16 protein-coding genes are annotated in these 21,421 nt (G+C 56.0%); 7 read left to right on the top strand and 9 right to left on the bottom strand.

From position 1 onward, the window contains the following. Nucleotides 1-100 precede the first annotated feature (100 nt). Together putA and ABF979_RS03550 are read left to right on the top strand one after the other, a co-directional pair. Complete coding sequence (putA, locus tag ABF979_RS03545) at nt 101-3,670, top strand: bifunctional proline dehydrogenase/L-glutamate gamma-semialdehyde dehydrogenase PutA (RefSeq protein WP_415557823.1); 3,570 nt, start codon at nt 101-103, stop codon at nt 3,668-3,670. Between the two features lie 199 nt (nt 3,671-3,869). Then, the gene (locus ABF979_RS03550) at nt 3,870-6,503 is read left to right on the top strand and encodes a M1 family metallopeptidase (RefSeq protein ID WP_415557825.1); all 2,634 of its coding nucleotides are present in this window, start codon (nt 3,870-3,872) and stop codon (nt 6,501-6,503) included. A 58-nt stretch (nt 6,504-6,561) separates the two neighbouring features. On the opposite strand, the gene ABF979_RS03555 is transcribed toward ABF979_RS03550, so the two are convergent. The 8 genes from ABF979_RS03555 to ABF979_RS03590 all read right to left on the bottom strand — a co-directional run bounded on the left by ABF979_RS03555 (nt 6,562) and on the right by ABF979_RS03590 (nt 13,928). After that, the gene (locus ABF979_RS03555) at nt 6,562-7,779 is read right to left on the bottom strand and encodes a cation:proton antiporter (RefSeq protein ID WP_317214428.1); all 1,218 of its coding nucleotides are present in this window, start codon (nt 7,777-7,779) and stop codon (nt 6,562-6,564) included. A 111-nt stretch (nt 7,780-7,890) separates the two neighbouring features. After that, nucleotides 7,891-8,826, bottom strand: a complete 936-nt coding sequence (locus ABF979_RS03560) for an ABC transporter permease (RefSeq protein ID WP_415557828.1) — start codon at nt 8,824-8,826, stop codon at nt 7,891-7,893. Nucleotides 8,827-8,828: 2 nt separating this feature from the next. Further along, nucleotides 8,829-9,875, bottom strand: coding sequence for an ABC transporter permease (locus ABF979_RS03565; protein ID WP_046901946.1), 1,047 nt, complete (start codon nt 9,873-9,875; stop codon nt 8,829-8,831). Next, a complete protein-coding gene (locus ABF979_RS03570; RefSeq protein WP_415557830.1) occupies nt 9,872-11,458 on the bottom strand; it encodes an ABC transporter ATP-binding protein in 1,587 nt (528 codons plus the stop codon). Before ABF979_RS03570 ends, ABF979_RS03565 begins: the two co-directional genes overlap by 4 nt. Next, nucleotides 11,451-12,554 carry a BMP family ABC transporter substrate-binding protein gene (locus ABF979_RS03575; protein ID WP_086634647.1) on the bottom strand — a complete coding sequence of 368 codons (1,104 nt, stop codon included), beginning with the start codon at nt 12,552-12,554 and terminating at the stop codon, nt 11,451-11,453. The genes ABF979_RS03570 and ABF979_RS03575 overlap by 8 nt, the downstream gene beginning before the upstream one ends. Continuing rightward, nucleotides 12,545-13,096 (bottom strand): glutathione S-transferase C-terminal domain-containing protein, encoded by a 552-nt coding sequence (locus tag ABF979_RS03580; RefSeq protein WP_415557832.1) that lies wholly within the window; start codon nt 13,094-13,096, stop codon nt 12,545-12,547. Before ABF979_RS03580 ends, ABF979_RS03575 begins: the two co-directional genes overlap by 10 nt. Then, entirely contained in the window at nt 13,093-13,704 is a 612-nt protein-coding gene (locus ABF979_RS03585; RefSeq protein WP_415557834.1) for a Rieske 2Fe-2S domain-containing protein, read from the bottom strand. Before ABF979_RS03585 ends, ABF979_RS03580 begins: the two co-directional genes overlap by 4 nt. After that, nucleotides 13,701-13,928 carry a hypothetical protein gene (locus ABF979_RS03590; RefSeq protein WP_099212816.1) on the bottom strand — a complete coding sequence of 76 codons (228 nt, stop codon included), beginning with the start codon at nt 13,926-13,928 and terminating at the stop codon, nt 13,701-13,703. Before ABF979_RS03590 ends, ABF979_RS03585 begins: the two co-directional genes overlap by 4 nt. A gap of 128 nt (nt 13,929-14,056) precedes the next feature. Here ABF979_RS03590 and ABF979_RS03595 point away from each other — a divergent pair, with 128 nt between their 5' ends. The 5 genes from ABF979_RS03595 to ABF979_RS03615 all read left to right on the top strand — a co-directional run bounded on the left by ABF979_RS03595 (nt 14,057) and on the right by ABF979_RS03615 (nt 20,116). Beyond that, on the top strand, nt 14,057-14,896 hold the full coding sequence (locus tag ABF979_RS03595) for an aromatic ring-hydroxylating dioxygenase subunit alpha (protein ID WP_415557836.1): 840 nt from the start codon (nt 14,057-14,059) through the stop codon (nt 14,894-14,896). After that, complete coding sequence (locus tag ABF979_RS03600; RefSeq protein WP_415557838.1) at nt 14,893-16,224, top strand: amidohydrolase family protein; 1,332 nt, start codon at nt 14,893-14,895, stop codon at nt 16,222-16,224. The genes ABF979_RS03595 and ABF979_RS03600 overlap by 4 nt, the downstream gene beginning before the upstream one ends. 12 nt (nt 16,225-16,236) lie before the next feature. Continuing rightward, complete coding sequence (locus ABF979_RS03605) at nt 16,237-16,731, top strand: nucleoside deaminase (protein ID WP_415557840.1); 495 nt, start codon at nt 16,237-16,239, stop codon at nt 16,729-16,731. 152 nt (nt 16,732-16,883) lie between these two features. Next, nucleotides 16,884-18,245, top strand: a complete 1,362-nt coding sequence (locus ABF979_RS03610; protein WP_415557842.1) for an 8-oxoguanine deaminase — start codon at nt 16,884-16,886, stop codon at nt 18,243-18,245. A 233-nt stretch (nt 18,246-18,478) separates the two neighbouring features. Continuing rightward, on the top strand, nt 18,479-20,116 hold the full coding sequence (locus tag ABF979_RS03615) for a S10 family peptidase (protein WP_415557843.1): 1,638 nt from the start codon (nt 18,479-18,481) through the stop codon (nt 20,114-20,116). 86 nt (nt 20,117-20,202) lie between these two features. On the opposite strand, the gene ABF979_RS03620 is transcribed toward ABF979_RS03615, so the two are convergent. Further along, on the bottom strand, nt 20,203-21,381 hold the full coding sequence (locus ABF979_RS03620; RefSeq protein ID WP_415557844.1) for a serine hydrolase domain-containing protein: 1,179 nt from the start codon (nt 21,379-21,381) through the stop codon (nt 20,203-20,205). Between the last annotated feature and the right edge of the window lie 40 nt (nt 21,382-21,421).

Consider the following 21,421-nt stretch of genomic DNA (forward strand, 5'->3'; position numbering starts at 1 on the left):
CGATAAACCGAATTTAATTCGTCGTCCCCCTTAAAATACCAGCACCTGTTTCGCAAACGTTTCAATATCTGTGAGAGACCATCAGAACAGCGGTATCCTCATGACCTCACCTTTCGCGTCCCTTGCAGCCATCGTTCCGCCGCGGTCTCCGCTACGTCAGGCCATCACCGACCACACCCGTGTAGCGGAAGCCCCGCGGGTGACGGCGCTTTCGCGTGAGGCTCGCCTTGAGGACGATCAGGCTGCCCTCGCCCGTCAGACAGCAAGGCGGTTGGTCGAAGCTCTTCGTCAAGGCCGCAGTAGCGGCATTGTTCAGGATCTGGTGCAGGAATACGATCTCTCCTCTCAGGAGGGTGTCGCCCTGATGTGCCTGGCGGAGGCCCTGCTTCGTATCCCTGACCTTCCCACGCGTGACGCCCTCATTCGCGACAAGATTGGGAACGGTCACTGGCATGAGCACATCAGTCGCAAGTCTTCCCTGTTCGTAAACGCGGCGACCTGGGGACTGGTCGTCTCAGGCAAGGTCCTGTCGACGGAAGAGACGAAAGCGCTGCCGGGAAGCCTCAAACGCCTGATCGGACGGTGCGGTGAGCCTGTGATCCGCAAGGGGGTCGATATGGCAATGCGCATGATGGGTGAGCAGTTTGTAACTGGCCAAACCATCGCGAACGCGCTCGAAAACAGCAAGCCCCTTGTCGCAAAGGGGTTCCGTTACTCCTACGACATGCTGGGAGAAGCTGCCACGACCATGGCGGACGCTGATCGGTATTACCGTGATTATGAAACAGCCATTCACGCCATTGGCCAGGCATCAGCAGGCGCTGGCGCCTATCAAGGCCCGGGTATTTCAGTCAAGCTGTCTGCACTGCATCCGCGCTATAGCCGCCTCCAGAGGGAACGCGTTCTCGCCGAGTTGGGCCCTCGCCTGACAGCACTCGCGCGCCTTGCCTGTCACTATGACATTGGCTTCAACATCGATGCTGAAGAGACGGACCGGCTGGAGCTCTCTCTGGACCTGCTCGAAACGCTTTGTTTCGACCCAGCCCTGAAAAACTGGAAGGGCATTGGCTTCGTTGTTCAGGCTTATCAGAAGCGTGCGCCGTTCGTACTCGACTGGGTGATTGATCTGGCCCGTCGCACAAATCACCGCCTGATGGTCCGGCTGGTTAAGGGTGCCTATTGGGACAGTGAAATCAAACGTGCCCAGGTCGATGGGATGGAGGATTTTCCGCTCTTTACGCAGAAGATCCATACCGACATTTCCTACATTGCCTGCGCCAAGAAGCTTCTGGCTGCTCCAGACGCCATTTTCCCACAGTTTGCAACGCATAACGCGCAAACCCTGGCCAGCATTCACGCCTTGGCAGGCCCGAATTTCACGACTGAGTCCTATGAATTTCAATGCCTGCACGGCATGGGAGAAACGCTGTACAAAGAAGTTGTTGGTCCGGAAAAGCTGAATCGGCCTGTCCGCGTCTATGCTCCTGTAGGCACGCATGAAACGCTCTTGGCCTATCTCGTACGCCGCCTACTGGAAAATGGCGCGAATTCGTCCTTTGTGAACCGTATTCAGGATCCCGCAGTTTCGGTGGAAGAGCTGATTACCGACCCCGTCACGCTCTCCGCCAATGCCCTCCCCAGCACATTGCGCCAGCCGAGCGATCTTTTTCAGCCTGAGCGTGAAAACTCGCATGGGCTGGATCTTGCAGACGAAAACACTCTGAAAACACTCGGTGTTGCTCTGAATAAGGAGGCCTCATTTGGTGGAACAGCGGGCGAGGATGTTGTTAATCCTTCCGACAAGTCAGATGTCATTGGATGTATCAAACCCACGGCTGTCGAAAGCGTAGGGGCTGTCATCAGCAAAGCCGTCACAGGTTTTGATGTCTGGAAGAACACACCAGTCTCCGAACGCGCTACATGTCTGGAGAAGGCCGCTCAGAGCCTTGAAGACGACATGCCCAGACTTATGGGACTGATTATCCGGGAAGCAGGAAAGACCCTTGCCAATGCGGTGTCTGAAATCCGCGAGGCTGTAGATTTTCTACGCTATTATTCTGCCCAGATCCGCCGCGACTTTACTGCTGACAATGCTGCCCCACTGGGACCCGTCGTCTGCATTAGCCCCTGGAACTTCCCTCTCGCCATTTTTCTGGGGCAGGTTTCTGCTTCCCTGGCAGCCGGGAACAGCGTTCTCGCCAAACCAGCGGAAGAAACACCTCTCATTGCGCAAGAAGCTATCCGCATTCTCCATGATGCCGGAGTGCCAGCAGAAGCCTTACAGCTTGTACCAGGTGGCGGCGAAATCGGAGCGGCGCTCGTCGCCGATCCCCGCATAACCGGCGTTCTGTTCACGGGCTCGACGGAAGTCGCAAGGCTGATCCAAAAGCAGCTTGCCGGACGCCTGAATGCAGATGGCACACCTATTCCTCTGATTGCCGAAACGGGCGGCCAGAATGCACTTGTTGTGGACAGCTCAGCTCTGTCTGAACAGGTCGTCGGGGATGTGCTGTCTTCCGCCTTTGACAGTGCCGGACAGCGATGCAGCGCACTCCGGGTACTATGCCTGCAAAACGATAGCGCAGATCGTGTTCTGACGATGCTCAAAGGGGCGATGGCAGAACTGCGTACGGGAAATCCAGCTCTTCCGCAGACAGATGTCGGGCCAGTCATCACAGAAGAGGCTCAGAGCGGAATTCTCAGCCATATTGAAGACATGCGCGCTCGTGGTTTTTCGATCCATCAGTCTGCAATTTCTGAAGAGTGCGCAAACGGGACCTTTGTGCCGCCGACACTGATCGAAATCGACAGTTTGTCAGCTCTGCGCCGCGAGGTGTTTGGGCCGGTTCTGCATGTCGTCAGATATCGCCGCGAAGAGCGCTCGCAGTTGATGGCAGCCATCAACAACACCGGATATGCCCTGACCTTCGGCGTTCACTCACGCATCGACAGTACAATTGAAGACCTTAAAGCCACCTCAGATGCGGGAAATATCTACGTCAACCGTAACCTTGTGGGTGCCGTCGTCGGGTCTCAGCCGTTTGGGGGGCACGGCCTTTCCGGAACAGGCCCGAAGGCAGGTGGCCCGCTTTACCTGCGTCGACTTCTGTCCAGCCGCCCTGAAATGGGTGCTCTGGCGCACCATGACCTGCCAGTTGTCCTGAATTTTGCCGGGCAGTGGTTAAGGGCCATCGCACCAGCCTTCAGAGCCGTTGTGCCTACCGGAACGCCTTTGGGAACAACCCTTTCCCTTCCCGGCCCTGTCGGAGAAGACAACGTTTACACTTTGACAGCACGAGGCACCGTGCTGTGTGCAGGGCCTATATTTGAGGATCTGTGTCAGCAAATCACCGATGCCCTGTCTACCGGAAATGTCTGTGCGATCCCTGCGGAAATCTGGCGCCGTCTGCCCCCACCGCCTGCGGCCCTGGGAGACTCTATTTTACCACTATCAACAGACATTCACGTGGATGTGGCGCTGTGCAATGGCGATGCAACAGACCGCAAACAGGTCTTGTCAGCACTGGAACATAAAGACGGACCGGTAGTCTGCCTGCACACACCAGACGCAGACAGACGTTACCCACTGGAATGGCTGGTTCAGGAGCGGGCCTGCAGCACCAATACGACGGCTACTGGCGGAAATGCAGCTCTTATGGCGACCGTTTAGTATTTACGCCCCAACACGAGACACACTCCCATCGTGGTCATACAGGCTGCGGTGGGAGGTCTTGGTTTAAAGAGACACACGCATCAAACCTGCCTCCCACTTTCATGTCAGGACCGAGTGTGCGACCCTTGCGCCACCATTGAAACAAAGCGTTACGCTGTTTCTTCAATATTCTGACTGATTAAGGATACGCATCGTTATGCGCCGCCTTCTGGCTTTCAGCACCCTTCTTGCCGGTCTTCCCTTTGCCATGGTGGCGCATGCCGAAGGAACGTTTTCCTTCCAGCAGACACCAGGCCAACTTCCCAAAACCGTTGTTCCGGCCTCCTATGCCATCGATCTCGAAACAGACCCGGAGCATCTGACCCTCAAGGGCCAGGAAACCATCGACGTCACGGTCCTGACAGATACGCAGGACATTGTTCTCAATCAGGCCGGACTGAAGCTGTCTGGTGCCGTTCTGGATGGGACGCAGCACGCGACCATCACACAGGATGACGCTGCAGAAACTGCCACGCTGCATTTCTCACAGCCTGTTCCCAAGGGCCCCCACACTCTATCCATCAATTACACGGGTCCAATCCTCAAGACGCCAAATGGCCTCTACATCAACGATTATACGTCAGCCACCGGTCAGGTACGCCGCATGCTGGTGACGCAGTTCGAAGTTGCTGATGCCCGCCGGATGTTCCCCGGATGGGATGAACCCGCATTCAAGGCCAGCTTCCAGCTGAATGTGACGTTGCCGTTTGATGATGTTGCTGTCAGCAATATGCCCATTATCGGCACCACTCAGCAGGACACGAAGACCAAGCGTGTTTCCTTTGCCCCAACACCTCGCATGTCCAGCTACCTGCTGGCACTAGTTGCCGGTGACATGGGAGCCGTTCATGGAGAGGCTGACGGCACACCCATGAGTGTTTATGCGCCAGCCGGTCTTGAGGAACAGGGTCGATACGCTCTTGAATCAGCCCAGCGCATTCTGCCGTATTACAACAGCTATTTCGGGGTAAAATATCCTCTCCCGAAGATGGATATGCTGGCTATTCCAGGGAATTATCAGGCCGGTGCGATGGAGAACTGGGGCGCTCTTACATACATCGACAATGTGCTTCTGTTTGACCCGAAAAACAGCACACCCAAAACACGCGAACTAATTCACGAAGTCGTTGCGCATGAGATGGCGCATCAGTGGTCTGGCGATCTTGTGACGATGGGCTGGTGGAACAACATCTGGCTCAACGAGGGCTTTGCGTCCTGGATGGAAATCAAGGTCACGGACAAGCTGAACCCACAGTGGGACATCTGGCCACGTCAGCACGAGACCCGCGAAGAAACGATGGGCATTGATGCCCTTTCAACGACCCATCCGATCCAGCAGACCATTCACAACGTCAGTGAAGCAAATTCAGCGTTTGACAGCATCAGCTATGGCAAAGGCGAGCTGGTCATCCGAATGCTGGAAGGCTGGCTGGGTGAGGACAAATTCCGTGATGGCATGCGGGCCTACATGAAAGCACACGCGTTCGGCAATGCTACCAGTCAGGATCTGTGGAACGCCCTTTCTTCCACCTCCGGCGAAGATGTTGCCAAGGTAGCGCGCAGCTTTACGGAGCAGCCGGGTATCCCGCAGGTCAACGTCACATCGTTCTGTCAGAATGATCAGGCCACCTACACACTGACCCAGAGCCGCTTCACAATCCATGATCCACAGGCACAGCCTCTGACGTGGAGCGTTCCGGTTGTGGCTGGTGGACCAGGACTTCCGACAAAAACCCTTGTTCTCGGCACCGAACCCGTCACTATCACGGCGCCCCGTTGCGATACGGCCTTCAAACTCAATCTTGGCGAGAGCGGCTATTATCGCGTTTCTTATGACAAGAACGCGCTCAGCGCCCTTGCAACATCCCTCAGCAAATTTGCTCCCGTTGATCGCGCCAACCTGCTTGGGGACCAGTATGCTCTTTTCCGGTCAGGACAGGCCAAACTTGGGTCTTATCTGGATCTGGTCGATAGTCTGACCGCAGCGCATGAAAGCGACATTGCGGTTCTGGAAGAAATTATCAGCCGCCTTGAAACGATTGATCAGTATGAAATCGGCAATGCCGATCGTGATGACTTCCAGACATATGCTCGCAGCCGTCTGGCACCGGTTCTGGCGCGTCTGGGCTGGGACGAAAAGCCGCACGAGAACGTCCTCGACACGATGCTGCGACCATCCGTGATCAGCGCACTCGGAACATTCAACGATCCGCAGGTTGTTGCGGAAGCCAAGCGTCGCTTTGCCCTCTGGAAGGCAAACCCAGCCTCTCTCCGTCCCGATCTTGTCGGTGCTGTTACGACCATTGCCATGAAGACGGCGGATGGCCAGACATATGACTTCATGGCTGAGAAGGTTCGCACCACCCAGGCGACAGAACTCAAACTGCGCTACTTCGCCGCTCTCGCCAGCGCAACCAACCCGGATCTGATCCGCAAGAACGTGGCCCTCGCCTATAGCGGAGCCATCCCGAACGGGCGGATTGCACGCTCACTGGCCGTCATTGCAGCGTCGAGCGAAAATCCTGATCTGGTGTGGCAACTGGTGAAGGAGCATGAGGCAGATATTCGCACGCATCTGGCTCCGTGGTCGCAGGATGACTTCCTGGCTTCAATCGCCGGACACTCCAACAACCTACAGGTCCTGGAGGCACTTCAGAACGATCCGTGGTCCACGAAGACAACAGGCGCAAAAATCGCGACAGCAAAAGCGGTCAATACGATCAATGCCCGTCAGGACGCTATTAAAGCCACTCAGGAACAGATCCACGACTGGCTAGCAACGCATCACTGATTATTTTGAAGGATGTGATTATGGAGAGGGGATTAATTCCCCTCTCCTCTTCAAGCCCTTAAGGCGCCGCAGAAGATCGGGGCGCGACGAGCTTAAACATGGGCCCTGTCAGGACCGTGGAAATGACAGCAAGAACCATCAAAGATGCGAAAGCAAACTCTGAAATCATGCCCTGGGCGTGGAAAATCGTTGCAGCAACAATTTCCATGAGCCCCTTGCACTGCAACAGAACACCGACGCTCAACGCCTGACGCCTGCTCAGGCCGGATGCAGGCGGGTAAATATAGACCGCCAAAATCTTCGTCACGATTGAGATTGCAACGAGTGACAGAGAAGCGATCACGGATGGCCATGTCAGAGCATCACCATCGATATTCAGGCCACTATGACCAAAGAACATCGGGGCGAGCCAGATGAGTGAGAACGTTCCCACCTTCTCAACGGGCAACCGCCGAACCCACGACGGCGGCATGATCGCGCCAGCAAAGTAAGCGCCAATCAGTTCGTGCAGACCGAGTTGCATGCTGGCCCACGAACCGGCAGCAAGGTAAATCGGCACCGCAATCCAGATAACAGCGGAAGGCGGGTTCCTGAAATGGCGGGAAGCCCAGTTTCCGGCAAATGCCAGTCCCACCAGCAACGCAATCGCGAGGACTTCGAGGCCCGTCCATCCATGGAGGGCAGCCGTCCCACGCTCGGCAACCTGAAGCATTGCCAGGCCAATCCAGAGAGCAGCATCGTCGACAACGGCTAGCTTAAGCGCCAACTGACCCAACGGACGTTGCGAAGGGTCAAGCTCACGCACCACGCCGATCAGAACGGGCAAAGCACTGACGGCAATGCACAGGCCAATAGACGCTGCGGCGACCCAAGGCTGTGCATGTGGCGGATGCCATCCGGGAAGTGGCAGAAAAAATTCGTAGGCGAGTATGGATCCCACCAGAAGTGGACCACCCAGCGCAACGGCTGCACCTGTTAGCAGACGCCCCAATGTTGGCGCTGGCAGGGCATGATCGTCCGCCACGCTTCCAGGGGACTGCCACATTTCAAGACCGGCAGTAAACGCCAAAACCAGAACAGCAACCCACCCAATATCGCTTCCATAAACCGATGGAATACCAAGTGATTTTACAGGGATATGCCAGACAGAAATCAATATACCGACAAGTATTGGCAGAACCACAATCGGTATTGTTTTCTTCAGTATCCTCCATACAACCCATGGAAGAAAAACAAAAACTGCGGCGTCTGCAATAAGTGCCGTAATGTTTGTCATCAGCCTCCCCTCTATGCCTAAATGAAGAGACAGAGTACGCGATTATGGGGAAAAGGTGCAAACCAAAGTGTTTGGGACGCCTGCTGGCGCCCCACTCCACACCCAGTTCGGTTATCTTCCACTTCGATAATAAGGCGTCCCGAGCGCTGCGGGGGCCGCCATGGCAGAGCGCAGTTTTGCGAACGCCAGCATCGGCACAATAATGCAGGCAACCGTTCCAAGATATGGCAGCGTATTCAGGATTGCGGGTGCAACTGGCCAGCCTCTGGCCTGCCCCATGAACCCTACTGCCGTTACAAGCCCGAACAGTAGGCCGGACAAGACGGCAACAATTGGGCGGTATCCCGCGAAGATCACCAGCGCCACTGCAATCCAACCCCGCCCGGCGATCATCCCGTCTGACCAGACAGGCACGACAGCGAGCGTCAGATCAGCGCCAGCCACACCAGCCAGAACGCCCCCAACAATCACGGCCAGAGCTCTGTACTTCATGACAGGCACCCCAACCGCGTCTGCCGCTGCCGGATTTTCGCCCACGGCCCGCAGATCCAGGCCCGAACGCGTCCGAAACAGCCAGAAATGCGCCATTACAGGAAAGACGAGATAGATCAGGTAAACGAGAATATTCTGGCTAAAGAAGGCAGGTCCGATAACAGGAATGGCAGACAGAACCGGGATAGAGACTGGTTCGAAAACAGCAGAGACCGGAACACCGGCAACGGACCGCCCGATTACAGAACTAAGACCCAGCCCCAGGAAGGTGATCGCCACACCACACAAAACCTGATTGGCACGAAGTAAAACGCTGGAGAGCGCAAGCACACTTGCTCCCAGCCCACCAACCAGTCCTGCTGCCAGCAGGCCCAGCCATGGATGAGGCGTCGCGTTCACAGTCATGACTGCAACGACGGCCCCGAGGGACATCAGGCCCTCTACCCCGAGATTCAGAACACCTGCACGTTCGGCAATCACTTCGCCGAGGGCACCAAGCGCCAGAACCCCGCCTGACAGAACGGCGTGACCAAGAAGGTCGCTGAGAAGTGCCATGATCAGTTCCTGTTCACACGGACATAGGCTGCCATTTCGTCTCCGGCCGCGATGGCAAGGACCAGCAGACCGGTAATGGCAAGAACGGCGGAAGAACTGATCTGAGTTGTCTGAAGGACAATCCCCGTATCCAGAATCAGTGCCATCAGAAGCGCTGCTGGAATAAGGGCAAAGCACGACCCACGAGCCAGAAGCGCCACGACAATGCCCAGATATCCATAATTATTGGCAAGGCCACCCTGAAGCCGGTGAACGGTTCCCGCGACTTCAAACACACCAGCCAGCCCGGCCAAAGCGCCTGACAACAACAGCACAGCCAGAATACGGGGAGCGACCTTAATCCCAGCATAATGCGCAGCCTGCGGATTGGAGCCGCACACAGCCGTTTCATAACCAAACCGGCTTTTCGCGAGCCCTACTCCCAAGCCAACAACAATACCCAATGCGAGTAAGAACCCCAGATGAACCGCCCCCCAGAGCTCCGGAAGTGCCACATGCAGGCGTTCAGTTGAGGCCAGAGCACCAGTCACGCGATCAGCCCACGGTCCGGTTGCCAGATAATAGACAAGCAGCGAGGCCACAAAGTTTAGAAGAAGAGAGGTAACAATCTCACTGACGCCAAGCCAAGCCCGAGCCGCAGCGGGAATAAAAATCCATGCCGCTCCCGCCAGAGCGCCAGCTACAACCATCGCCGGAAGGGCGACAATCGCGGGCCAATGCGTGAACAGACCAACAGCCGTCGCTGCCGTCGCACCTGCATAAAGCTGCCCTTCTGCCCCGATATTCCAGAGATTGACACGGATCCCGACCCAAACTGCCGCCCCTGTAAGCATCAGAGGCGTCATGAAGAGTGCGAGATCCTCAATGCCAAAGCGCGACCCGACGGTCGATCGAACGACGAGCCCGGCAAGCTCAATCGGAGACCGCCCCATCGCGGCGAGCGTAATCGCTACAATGCCCAGAGCCGCAAGGATGGAAAGCCCGCGGCCAACGGCAATACGATGAGACGGAACAACCGTAAGACGCGTGCGAGGGGATACGGCGCTCATGCGGCCTCCGACAGATTACGGCCACTCATGAGCGCGCCTATGCTTTCCCGATCTGCGTCTGCACGATCCATGACCCCCATAAGGCGCCCTGCATACAGAACAGCAATACGATCACTCAGGGCAAAGATTTCATCCAGATCTTCTGACATCAGAACCACGGCAACACCTGCGTCACGCGCACGGGCGAGCATATCCCTCATGGCTGAGATAGCCCCGATGTCCAGACCACGGCTGGGATAACTGGCCACCAGAACATGACTGGCAATCCTGATCTCACGTTCCAGAACCAGCCTCTGCTGATTGCCGCCGGATAACCCGCGAATTTGCACCTGTATGCCCGGAAGCTTCACCCCTGCCCTGTCTGCAAGCATCTGGGCAAACTTGCGCGCCTGCGCCATGGAGAAGCTGAACCGGCCACCAATCGGCGGACGGTCATACTCCCGAAGTGCCATGTTTTCCGCAACGCTCAGCCCCGGCATCAGGGCACGTTTCAGCCGGTCTTCAGGTACGTGACCCACGCCCGCATGCGCAAACATTGCCGGGTCTGCACGATTGGCAGCATTGCCATTCAAACAGACCGTTCCGCTCTCAGGCGCCTTCAACCCGGTCAGGACTTCTGCCAGTTCGGGCTGGCCGTTACCCGTCACCCCTGCAATCCCCAGGACTTCTCCCGGACGAAGAGAAAGACTGACATTATCCAGACGGACCACGCCTGCGACATCCCGCACTGTCACCTGTTTCAGAGACAGAGGTTCAGAGCCACCGCCTGCCGGAGCAGGAGACTGCCGGGGATACGAGGTTGCAAGTGTAACAGGGCGTCCGATCATCTCCGTTACAAGACTGTCAGGCGTTACATCGGACGTCTGATGCGTGCCCACCAGTCGCCCCTGCCGCAGAACGGAAACCCGGTCCGCAAGCGCCATGATCTCATCAAGCTTGTGGCTGATGATAACGACGGCCCCTCCCTCGGAGCGAAACCGACGCAGGGCGGAAAACAGTTCGCCGACTTCGACGGGGCTGAGAACAGCCGTTGGTTCATCAAGGATAAGAAGTCGAGCGCCACGAGACAGAACACGAAGGATTTCAACGCGCTGCTGCTCGCCCGCAGACAAAGAAGACACAATAGCCGACGGTGTAATGGGGAGACCAAACTTCTTGGAAAGCGCGAAGGCACGCTCTTCAATGTCTTTTCCTGCAAGGCGGCGGGGTGTTTCAGACCAACCCAGATGGAGGTTTTCAGCGACTGTAAAACGGGGAACCAGACGAAAATGCTGGTGAACCATGCCAATCCCGGCAGCGATGGCTGCGTCAGGGGCCGGAAACGTGGTCCCATATCCATCAATGATGATCTCCCCGGCATCGGGCTGATACAGGCCCGTCACCACGTTCATCAGTGTGGACTTCCCTGCACCATTCTCCCCTAACAGGGCGTGAATTTCACCGGGGAAGACGTTCAGGGAAACATTTTCGTTCGCAATGACGCCTGGAAAGTATTTCGCAATATTCACCAGTTCCAGAATGGGCGGTGTTCCTGCTGCAAGATGAGCGGGAGGCGCGTTGGACGCATGCGTGACATCAACCAAGACCAGACACTCCCTGAACCTGCCACGACCAGTTATACATCTCCATGTCAGTCATGACATGGCCTGCTGGAACCCGCAGCGTTCCCTCAGAGTCATAGATCGGCCCCTGAAAAGGCGACCATCCAGCCAGCATCCGGTCCCGCGCAGCGTCGGCTTCTTTCTGTACAGCCTCAGGAACGTTCTGCCCCCAGCGATCCCGATCGACGCCTTTGGCCAATGTGAGAAAACGTCCCTCCGGCGCCCACTCTCCCCGGATCCGAGCACCAACCTGCTGAATATAGTAGTCAGCAAAGTCCAGCACGACAGAGCTGACATATGCATTGGGCCCGAACTCACGCATGTCCGTGTTCCACATCGCGGCCCAAACGCCGCGTTTCTCCGCGACACGCAGATAGCCCGGATCGTCCATAATCCCGCACAGGAAGTCACAGCCACTGTCTACCAGAGCAGCCCCCGCTTCCGTTGCAGCCTGCGGATCAAACCACGAATTGATGGAGATGACGCGCATCGTCGCCTGTGGATTGACCGAGCGCGCACCCAAAAGCACGGCATTCGCACTGGCGTATACGGAGGGAACGGGGAAAGAAGCCACGTAGCCAAGCTTGCCGGTTTTGCTCAGACGGGCTGCGGCGATACCAATGACATAACTGGCGTACCAGTGCGTGATATAATACCAGCCAAGATTATTGCTGACAGCATGGCCATCACACTCCATGAACGCAACGTCCGGAGCGCGATCGGCGACGTCGCGAATGAAGTCTCCATAGTTGGATGTGGAAATCACCATCTGCGCGCCTTCTGCCACGAACTGGCGGAAGATGCGGGTTGCATCTGCGGAGTAAGGCACGCTCTCGACAAAGAGGGTTTTGACGGCTGGATAGGCACGTTTAACGGCTTGAACCGCCAGATCATGAGCATGGCTCCATCCGCCATCGGTGATGGGGCTGGTGTGCCCAAAGCCAATCAGAAGATCCTCTTCCCGAATGGGCGCAAAACGACGTGACGCTGCCTTCAGAGCTGACGGCATCACAAGCGAGCTGCCCAAAGCAGCCAGTACGGAACGCCGCGGGAGCATCAGAGGATTTTTCAGTGACATTCCGGCACTCCCGGCATCGTTATGAACCCAGGCAGCGCCTTGAAGTGCCTCATGAAGTTCCGAGCTGCCGGATAAAGATCCAAAGGAACTTCAAGATCCTGGCTTAAGGCAACGACTGGAAACAGCATGATGTCGGCAACTCCTGGATGATCCCCTGACACCCAGCATCGACCGTCCAAGCGGTTCTCTGCAAGCCGATCTTCAATCTCGCCCATCAACGGCATCGCAAGCTGGTCGGGATTTTCAACAGGAAGAGACGCCAGCATGACCATCCTGCGTATGATGGAAAAGCGGTCCAAGGCGTTCGCTGCCCACGTCATCTCGTCCGTTCCGGAATTCCACTCCTGCTGGACGTCTGGAAGCGTTACGAGCCGTTTCAGGATCTCTAACGGCCCATGAAGAACATCGTCAACGATTTCAAGGGCCGGGCCACTTTCCAAGGCGCTATCATCCGTGACCGTAGGCAGCTTCACTCCCATCAGGGACGCTCCCAGCCGAACTGCATAGCATCTGTCATCAAGTGCCCAGTCTCGTAACCTCATGCTGAAACGGTCTCCTTGATGGATTCCAGACGATCCCGTAACTGCACAGCTTGTCGCGCAGCCTCCTGCCGCCCAGCGACAGTCCATGACGCAACATGCAACATGGTCAGGCCAACTGCTGGTTCATGCACAGCGAAAAGACAGTTATCCTGCTGCTTCCAGTTCGAAGCCTCCATATTGAGAGACGTCCGCGCAGTTTGCAAAGGCACCTGAACCAGCAAGCTCCGAACGCCTGACGCCTCGCCTTCCGGCAGGTGCGAAAGTGATGTCTTCTCATCGAGGCTCACCCAAATCACTCCGCATCGCTCCTGCACCTGATAAGCTGTCGCGCGAATGGTGCCCGGTACACGGAGTTCAGGATGAGCTGGAATGTGGCGGCACGTTGAATCTGCTCCAAACTGCCAGCCGTGGTAGAGGCAAGCCAGATTTCCGTTCCGCACGAAACCGAAACTCAGCCGCATTCCTCTGTGTGGGCAGCGATCTTCCCAGGCATGAATCTCACCATCTGTGCCACGCCAAAGAGCAATTTCTTTGCCTGACAAGCGTACCGGAGCGGCTGTTCCAGCGGGAACATCCATACTGAGAGCAACTGGAAACCACTCTGTCATCCGAGGCTCTCCGTGCCTGTCACAATACAGCCCGCTGGCCCGAGGAGACATGCCATCTCGAACATTCCGAGAAGTGCTTCTTCACCCACCAGCCGAACTGAAAAACAATGATCTGAAACAGACATGTCTGTAATCTCCACGGCCAGAAGGCGCGCCCGGGCAATGGCAAAATCCCGGAACAGCTCGGGATCAAAGCGCCCTTCGAAACGAATCTCCCGCACCACTGGATCATGCCTTTCTTATCTCATTTCACAATAAGAATTTTCCGGTTTATCAATATTCTGTATTCCATCAATGCCGGGGAGCATGATTAACTCTTCCCATCCGTCACCAGCAGCAGGTTGCCCGTGCCATGACCAGCCCCGATCCAGAGACGTTATCACACTGGTATCCTGTGGCTATGGTCGGGGATCTGACACATGCGACTTTCCAGACCATGCTGCTCGACCGGCTGATTGAGATCTCCCGGGACGAAAACAATGCGTTTCAGGCGCTCTGCGGCAATCGCCTCCTCCCCGTGCAGGAACGCTACGGTTATCTCTGGACGTCTCTTGGGGAGCCAGTCCGGGATATCCCCACCATTCCCGAGGCCGCTGAGCCAGACCGCCGGCTAGTATGTTGCGGGTCCATCGCAGTACATTCGTCCGGCCTAAGGGTCGTCGAAAACTTCCTCGATATGGCCCACTTCCCCTTTGTTCATACCAATATCCTCGGAGCAGAGCCTGAAACCGAGGTTCGGCGATATCAGATCGAAACACGAGAAGACGGCGCGGAAGTCTGGGCAACCGACTGTACATTCTTCCAGCCTCAGGCGGCACTCTCCGCGTCCGGCGGGATTTTAACTGACTATACTTACCGGGTGGCAGCGCCGTTCTCGACGCTTCTTTATAAAACCTGCCCGGCCTCTCCCGAAAGACAGGACGTCATCGCTTTGTTTGTTCAACCGATGACCGCAACCCGTTCCCGCGCCCACCCTGTGATGTTCCTGATCGACGACAGTTCTTCACTGGGCGGACTGGTTGAATTCCAGCAGTTCATTTTTCTTCAGGACAGGATCATTCTTGAAAACCAGCGACCTCGGCTGATGCCACTGGACGGAAAATATGAAATTCCGACCATGGCAGATCGTTCGTCCGTGGCTTACCGGCGCTGGCTTAAAGGAAAAGGCGTGACATATGGTGCTCTGACGTGAGTGCATTTGTCGTCACCGGCCGGGCGCTAGCATCTCGAACACCGCAGGAAACTGTTTTGGAGACCGTGGCTCTGCTGGTTGGAGACGACGGGATTATTCAGCGTCGTGCAACCTGCGGGACACAGGCCTATCAAGACCTGCAAAGCAGTGAAACTGTGATTGAGCTGCCAGACAACACTCTCCTCGTTCCCGGCCTGACAGATCTACACATTCATGCGCCTCAATGGCCTCAAGCTGGCACGGCTCTGGATCGTCCGCTGGAAGAGTGGCTGGGCACATATACCTTCCCTCTAGAGTCCCGCTATTCGGACGCAGCCTTCGCGGCCGCGGTTTATGAAGACCTGGTTCAAACCCTTCTGCGAAATGGCACAACCACCGCGCTCTATTTTGCCACGATCCACGAAGAAGCCAGTCTTGTTCTTGCCCGCACATGCCTCAAATACGGGCAACGCGGGCTCGTTGGACTGGTGGCAATGGATCATCCGAACCTGTGTCCGCCAGACTATCGTCAGGCCAGCGCTCAGGAGGCTCTCGATGCAACCCGACGCTTCATTCATGCCGTCCGAGCCTTGCCAGACAACGAGGCCGGTCTGGTCCAGCCCATTATTACGCCTCGCTTTATTCCCGCCTGCTCCGACGCACTGTTAAATGGTCTTGGCGCACTTGCCGCAGAAATGAGTGTCAGAGTGCAGACCCATGCGTCAGAAAGCGACTGGGAGCATCATCATGTTCTGGAGAGAACAGGCCAGACAGACACGTCTGCACTGGATGCTTTTGGTCTCCTGCGAGACCATACCATTCTTGCGCACGCAGGGTTCCTGAACCAGAATGACCGGACGCTGGTCAAAGAGCGCAACGCCGGACTTGCCCACTGCCCCATTTCGAATGCCTTTTTTGCAGGAGCGGCCCTTCCCGTTCGCGACGTTCTCGATGACCACGTTCACTGTGGGCTGGGAACAGACCTTTCGGGCGGTTATTCTCCGTCCATCTTTGAAAATGCGCGGCAGGCCGTTCTGGCGTCCCGGATGCTGGAAAGCGGGACAAACCCAGAAATTCCGCCGACAAAACGTGGCCTCCCTAACCACAGAATAGATTTCCAGGAAGCGTTCTGGCTTGCAACACGAGGCGGCGCTGAGGCTCTCGGGGTGCCAAGTGGACAACTCCTGCCCGGACAGGCGTTCGATGCGCTGGAGCTTCGCTGCACGTCAGGCAGCCTGCGATTATCATCGCAAGACAGTGCGGCCAGCTGTGCCCAGAAAATTGTCTGTCATGCCTCGCCTGAGACGATTGATCGTGTCTGGATCAATGGCCGTCTGGTCAAGGAATAAGGAACTGATTGCATGATTACAGAAACAGACGACCTGCGTTTTCTCCGTATGGCGTTCGATGTTGCCAGGAAAGCACGTGACGGCGGGGATCATCCGTTCGGGTCTATTCTCGTGGACGAGACAGGCGCTGTTCTGATGGAACAGGGTAATGGCTACAGCGCAGAAGGATGCGACATGACAGCCCATGCCGAACGTCTCCTCGCGAGCCGGGCCAGCAAAGCTTATGGGGCAGAACGCCTGCGCCAGTGCACGCTCTACAGTTCTGCAGAACCCTGCGCGATGTGTTCAGGTGCGATCTACTGGTCCGGGATCGGACGCGTGGTTTACGGCCAGTCCGAAAAGGACCTGAAAGACATGACCGGCAATCACGCGGAAAATCCCACGCTGGATCTCCCTTGCAGGACCGTCTTTGCTGCTGGCCAACAGCCAGTGGACGTTGTGGGTCCCCTCCTGGAACAGGAAGCTGCCGCATTGCAGGTAGAATTCTGGGCGGCACATGGCTCGTGACAGCAGGACGAACCTGATGCTACGATAAGCCTTCCTCGCCCGCTCAAAGCAAGTTTGATGACGATCCGGACTTCGCATCTCCGGAACAGGGCCTTCTGCGAAAGCCATGAGTGATCATGGCTTGCTGATGGTTATTGAGAAAGGATGCCGCAATGACGGTCAACCTCCTCATCACAAATGCTTCTCTGTACATTGATCGGAATTGGGAAATCCCAAATGGGTGGATCGCCATTAAAGACGGGCGCGTTCATTCCACAGGTCACTCCGGAGAAGCTGCTCCACAAGCAGAAAAAATCATATCGGCTAATGGAAAGCTGGTAACTCCGGGCCTGATCAATGCCCACCATCACATGTATCAGAATCTCACACGCTCCTATGCTCCCGTAACCAATGGGACGTTGTTCGAGTGGCTTCAGGGATTGTATCCGCTCTGGGCCGGACTGGACGAAGAGTCTATTTACCTCTCAACAGCTGTTGCAATGATTGAACTGCTGATGGGGGGCTGCACGACATCCATGGATCACATGTATGTCCATCCCAAGCCCTTTCTAATCGACGCCCAGTTTCGTGCAGCCAAGGATATAGGCTTTCGTTTTCACGCTACTCGCGGCTCCATGACGCGATCCGTAGAGGATGGAGGACTTCCACCCGCATCCGTCGTGCAGGACGAAGAGACAATTCTGGCAGACAGTGAAAGACTGGTAAAAACCTATCATGATGCCACTCCAGGCGCGATGGGCAGAGTCGCTCTGGCGCCCTGCTCTCTTTTCAGCGTCTCCGAACGGATCATGACAGAATCTGCTGCCATGGCAGACAGATATGACCTCAGGTTACACACCCATCTGGCAGAAGATCACGATGAGGACCGTTATTGTGCGGAAGTCTATGGCTGCACACCGACAGAATATTTCGAACGTGTAGGTTGGGCCAGCCCTCGCTCCTGGGTGGCGCACTACATTTACCCCTCCTCTGACGAAATCGACCGTCTGGCGCATGCGGGCGTCTGCACGGCGCAATGTCCCTGCTCCAACATGATGATTGGAGGCGGCTCTGCGGATGCCATGGATATGCGGCGTCGTGGGATGCGTGTCGGGCTCGGTTGTGACGGTTCAGCTTCGACAGACCATGCATCGCTCTGGCTAGAGACCCGCATGGCGCTCCTTCTGGGGCGCTTCCGCAATGGGCCACATTCCATGACGGCCCGAGACGCTCTGGATATGGCCACACGCGGTGGAGCTGCCTGCCTGGGCTGGGATGATGAGATCGGGCATCTACGTCCAGGGGCATGTGCGGATCTGGTTATCTGGCAGATGTCGGACATTTCCCTTGCTGGAGCTTTGACGGACCCCGTGGAGGCGTGGCTTCGCTGCGCCCCGGCGACTGCCGGAACCACCATCGTCAACGGCAAAATTCTGGTTGAGAACGGGCAGCCTGTTCTGAAAAATCTGGGGGATATCCTTGGTGCTCATCGCAAGGAAGCCATGCGCATCCAGCGTTTGACGCCTGCGGCCTGAAACAGAGCTGAACGATGATCTGGACATCTGTCTGGATCATCATTCAGCTATCGAAAAACGATCGTTCTGAAGATTGCGAAAATATTATTTTCAACGAAAAGACTGCGGTATGCTCCCTGTTTCGTCAGACAGAACGTGACAGTTCAGAGGTGACGCATTTCACTCACCAGATCCTGAACTTGTAACGGTTCCGTATTCCTTACAAAATCATTTCAATCTGTAAGGAGTTACCCATGCGTTCAGGCATCCTGACCCGTTCTTTTCTTGCTGTCAGCCTGCTGGCAGCCACCTGTCTCACAGCTCACGCCGAGGCCCCGGTCTCTGACAACGTCAAACAGGCTGAAACGGCATCGCAGTTTCTGACAACACCCCAGAAGGTTGTATCAGATGGAGTTGTAACCATTCGTGGTCAGCACATTCCTTATCAGGCCGTCACCGGCACGCTGATTGTCCATGCCCAAGGGTGGGATGATTCCGATACCGGCCCCAGCGATTCAAAAGCTGAAAAGAAAAACCCGGACGCCGTCGCTTCCATTTTCTATGTGGCCTATTTCAAGAAGGGCGCGCATGCAGAGAACCGCCCGATTACGTTTGTTTATAATGGTGGTCCCGGCTCTTCGAGTGTCTGGATGCATATGGGTGCTTTTGGCCCGCATCGTATCGTCACCGCAGATGACAGCCACACGGCAGCAGCCCCGTACAAGCTGATCGATAACAATGACAGCCCGCTGGATGCCACGGATCTTGTCTTTATTGATGCGCCAGGCACTGGATTTGGGCGCCTTGTTGGCAAAGACAAAGAAAAAGCGTTCTACGGTACAGATCCGGACGCCGCAGCCTTCACGGACTTCATCGCTCAGTTTCTGACCCGTTTCGGGCGATATAACTCTCCCAAATACCTGTTCGGAGAAAGCTACGGCACGACGCGCTCAGCAATCGTCGCCAACCAGCTAGCCTCTGAAAAAGGCATCGATCTGAATGGCGTTATGCTGTTGTCGCAGATTCTGGATTACGACAATTCGATCGACAATGTGAAATCAAACCCCAGTGTTGACCAGCCCTATGTCCTTGCCCTGCCTAGCTTCGCTGCCACGGCCTGGTATCATCACAAATTGCCAGCACAGCCCAAAGACCTAAAAAGCTTCCTGAGCGAAGTCGAACATTTTGCCCTGACGGACTATACCAGTGCCCTTCAGGATGGTACCGCCATTTCAGACGAAAAGCTGGAACAAACGGCCCAGAAGCTGCACCAATATACGGGCCTTCCCGTTGAATACCTGAAGAAAGCTGATCTACGCGTCAGTGGTGGCGAATTTGCCAAAACCCTGCTCGGCAATGACGGAATGGATACAGGCCGTCTGGACAGTCGCTTCTCCGGGCCAGCCATTGATCCACTGGCGCAAACCCCTGACTATGACCCCCAGTTTGCCGCGATGCAGTCAGCCTATGTGTCCGCCTTCAACGATTATGCGCGCAATACACTGCATTACGGCACAAACCCGGCTTTCAATGACGGCTACGAAGAATACAAGGTCAGCGCCCATTCAATCGGCAAATGGGCCTTTGTGCACAAGCAGCCAGGCTCCGGTCGGCCAGCAAAGGGCGCGCCAAACGTCCTACCGGATCTTGCAAGCGCCATGAAGCAGAACCCGAGCCTGAAGATTATGCTCAATCAGGGATACTACGATCTTGGGACGCCCTTCTTCGAAGGGATCTATGAGATGCAGCATCTCCCGATCCCTCACAAACTGGCCTCAAACATCGAAATTCATCAGTATGAATCCGGTCACATGGTCTATGCCCATGCACCAGCCCTCACCGAACTGCATGATAATGTTGTCAACTTCATCAACAAGACACAACATGGCTAACACCATTATGTCTTGACGATTAAGCGATACTAAATGGCGGACCTGTCAACTTTTGAGCTTTGAAAGGTCCGTCATTCAGAACATGATCAGGCGTGTGCTGCTACGCCCAGTGCACGAGCAGCGTCCGTGGCAATATCATGCCGGAGTTTCACGACACTGTGGCCCCCGGACGGATGAACCCGATTGGTCAGAATAAGCACATAACTGTCATTCTCAGGGTCAATCCAGAGCGACGTCCCCGTAAAGCCGGTATGGCCGAATGATCTCGCCGAAAGCAGATCCCCTCTTGGGGAGGAATAGTGCGTGGCGATATCCCAGCCCAGTCCTCGCAGGTCAGTTTTCCCAGCGGGCTGTTGTGGGGTTGTCATCAACTCCAATGTACTTCTTTGAAGCGGAAACGCGCTGGGACGACCGGCAAGACGATCCAGTAACGCCTGTGCATACAGGCACATGTCCTGTGCATTGGAGAAAAGCCCCGCATGCCCTGCGACGCCCCCCATGCGGCGGGCGGTCGGATCATGCACGACACCGCGCAGCATGTGATGTTGGTCATCATACTGCGTAGGCGCAATATCTGGCTGTAATGCAGCATCGGGCAGGTAACCGGAGTGAGACATCCCCAAAGGCGCCAGAATATTGTCAGCGACATACTGGTTCAGGGGCTGACCTGTAACCTTTTCCACGATCAGACCCAGCGTAATGTAATTGATGTCGCTATAGACAAACTTTGCCCCCGGCGGATTGGCAAGCGGCGATGTCATGGCAAGACGGACAGCCTCTGCTTTTCCGCTCCAGGGATCATCAAGCGGGATATCCGGTGGAAGCCCAGAATAATGGGTCAGCAGAAGTCGCAGGGTAACTGCCGATTTCCCGTTTGCGGCGAACTCTGGAAGATAACGCACCACCGGATCGTCAATATTGATTTTTCCGTGTTCCACCAACTGCATGACAGCCAGAGCCGTCATTGTCGGCTTGGTCAGAGAGGCCATATCGAACCGCGTTTCCCAGGTCATGGGCTCGCGAGCAGGCACCAAAGCACGGCTTCCACACACATAACGATGTGCAATCTCGCCATTATGACCAACAGCAAGAACGACGCCTGGTGTCTCCCTGTCTTTCACGGCCTGTCGAGCCAAGGCATCCACTTTATAGAACTTGCCTTCACTGGAGGAGGCACACCCCACCAGAGCGCTACAAGACAGCGCTGCACTTCCTATCAGAAACTGACGCCGACTGCTGCGCTCTTTGGTCAATGGATACTGCAATCTGGTCTCCTGCTTTCAGGTTCTTCCGGATACGTAAGAA

This window comes from Gluconobacter sp. (genome assembly GCF_047723935.1).
GTDB lineage: Bacteria > Pseudomonadota > Alphaproteobacteria > Acetobacterales > Acetobacteraceae > Gluconobacter.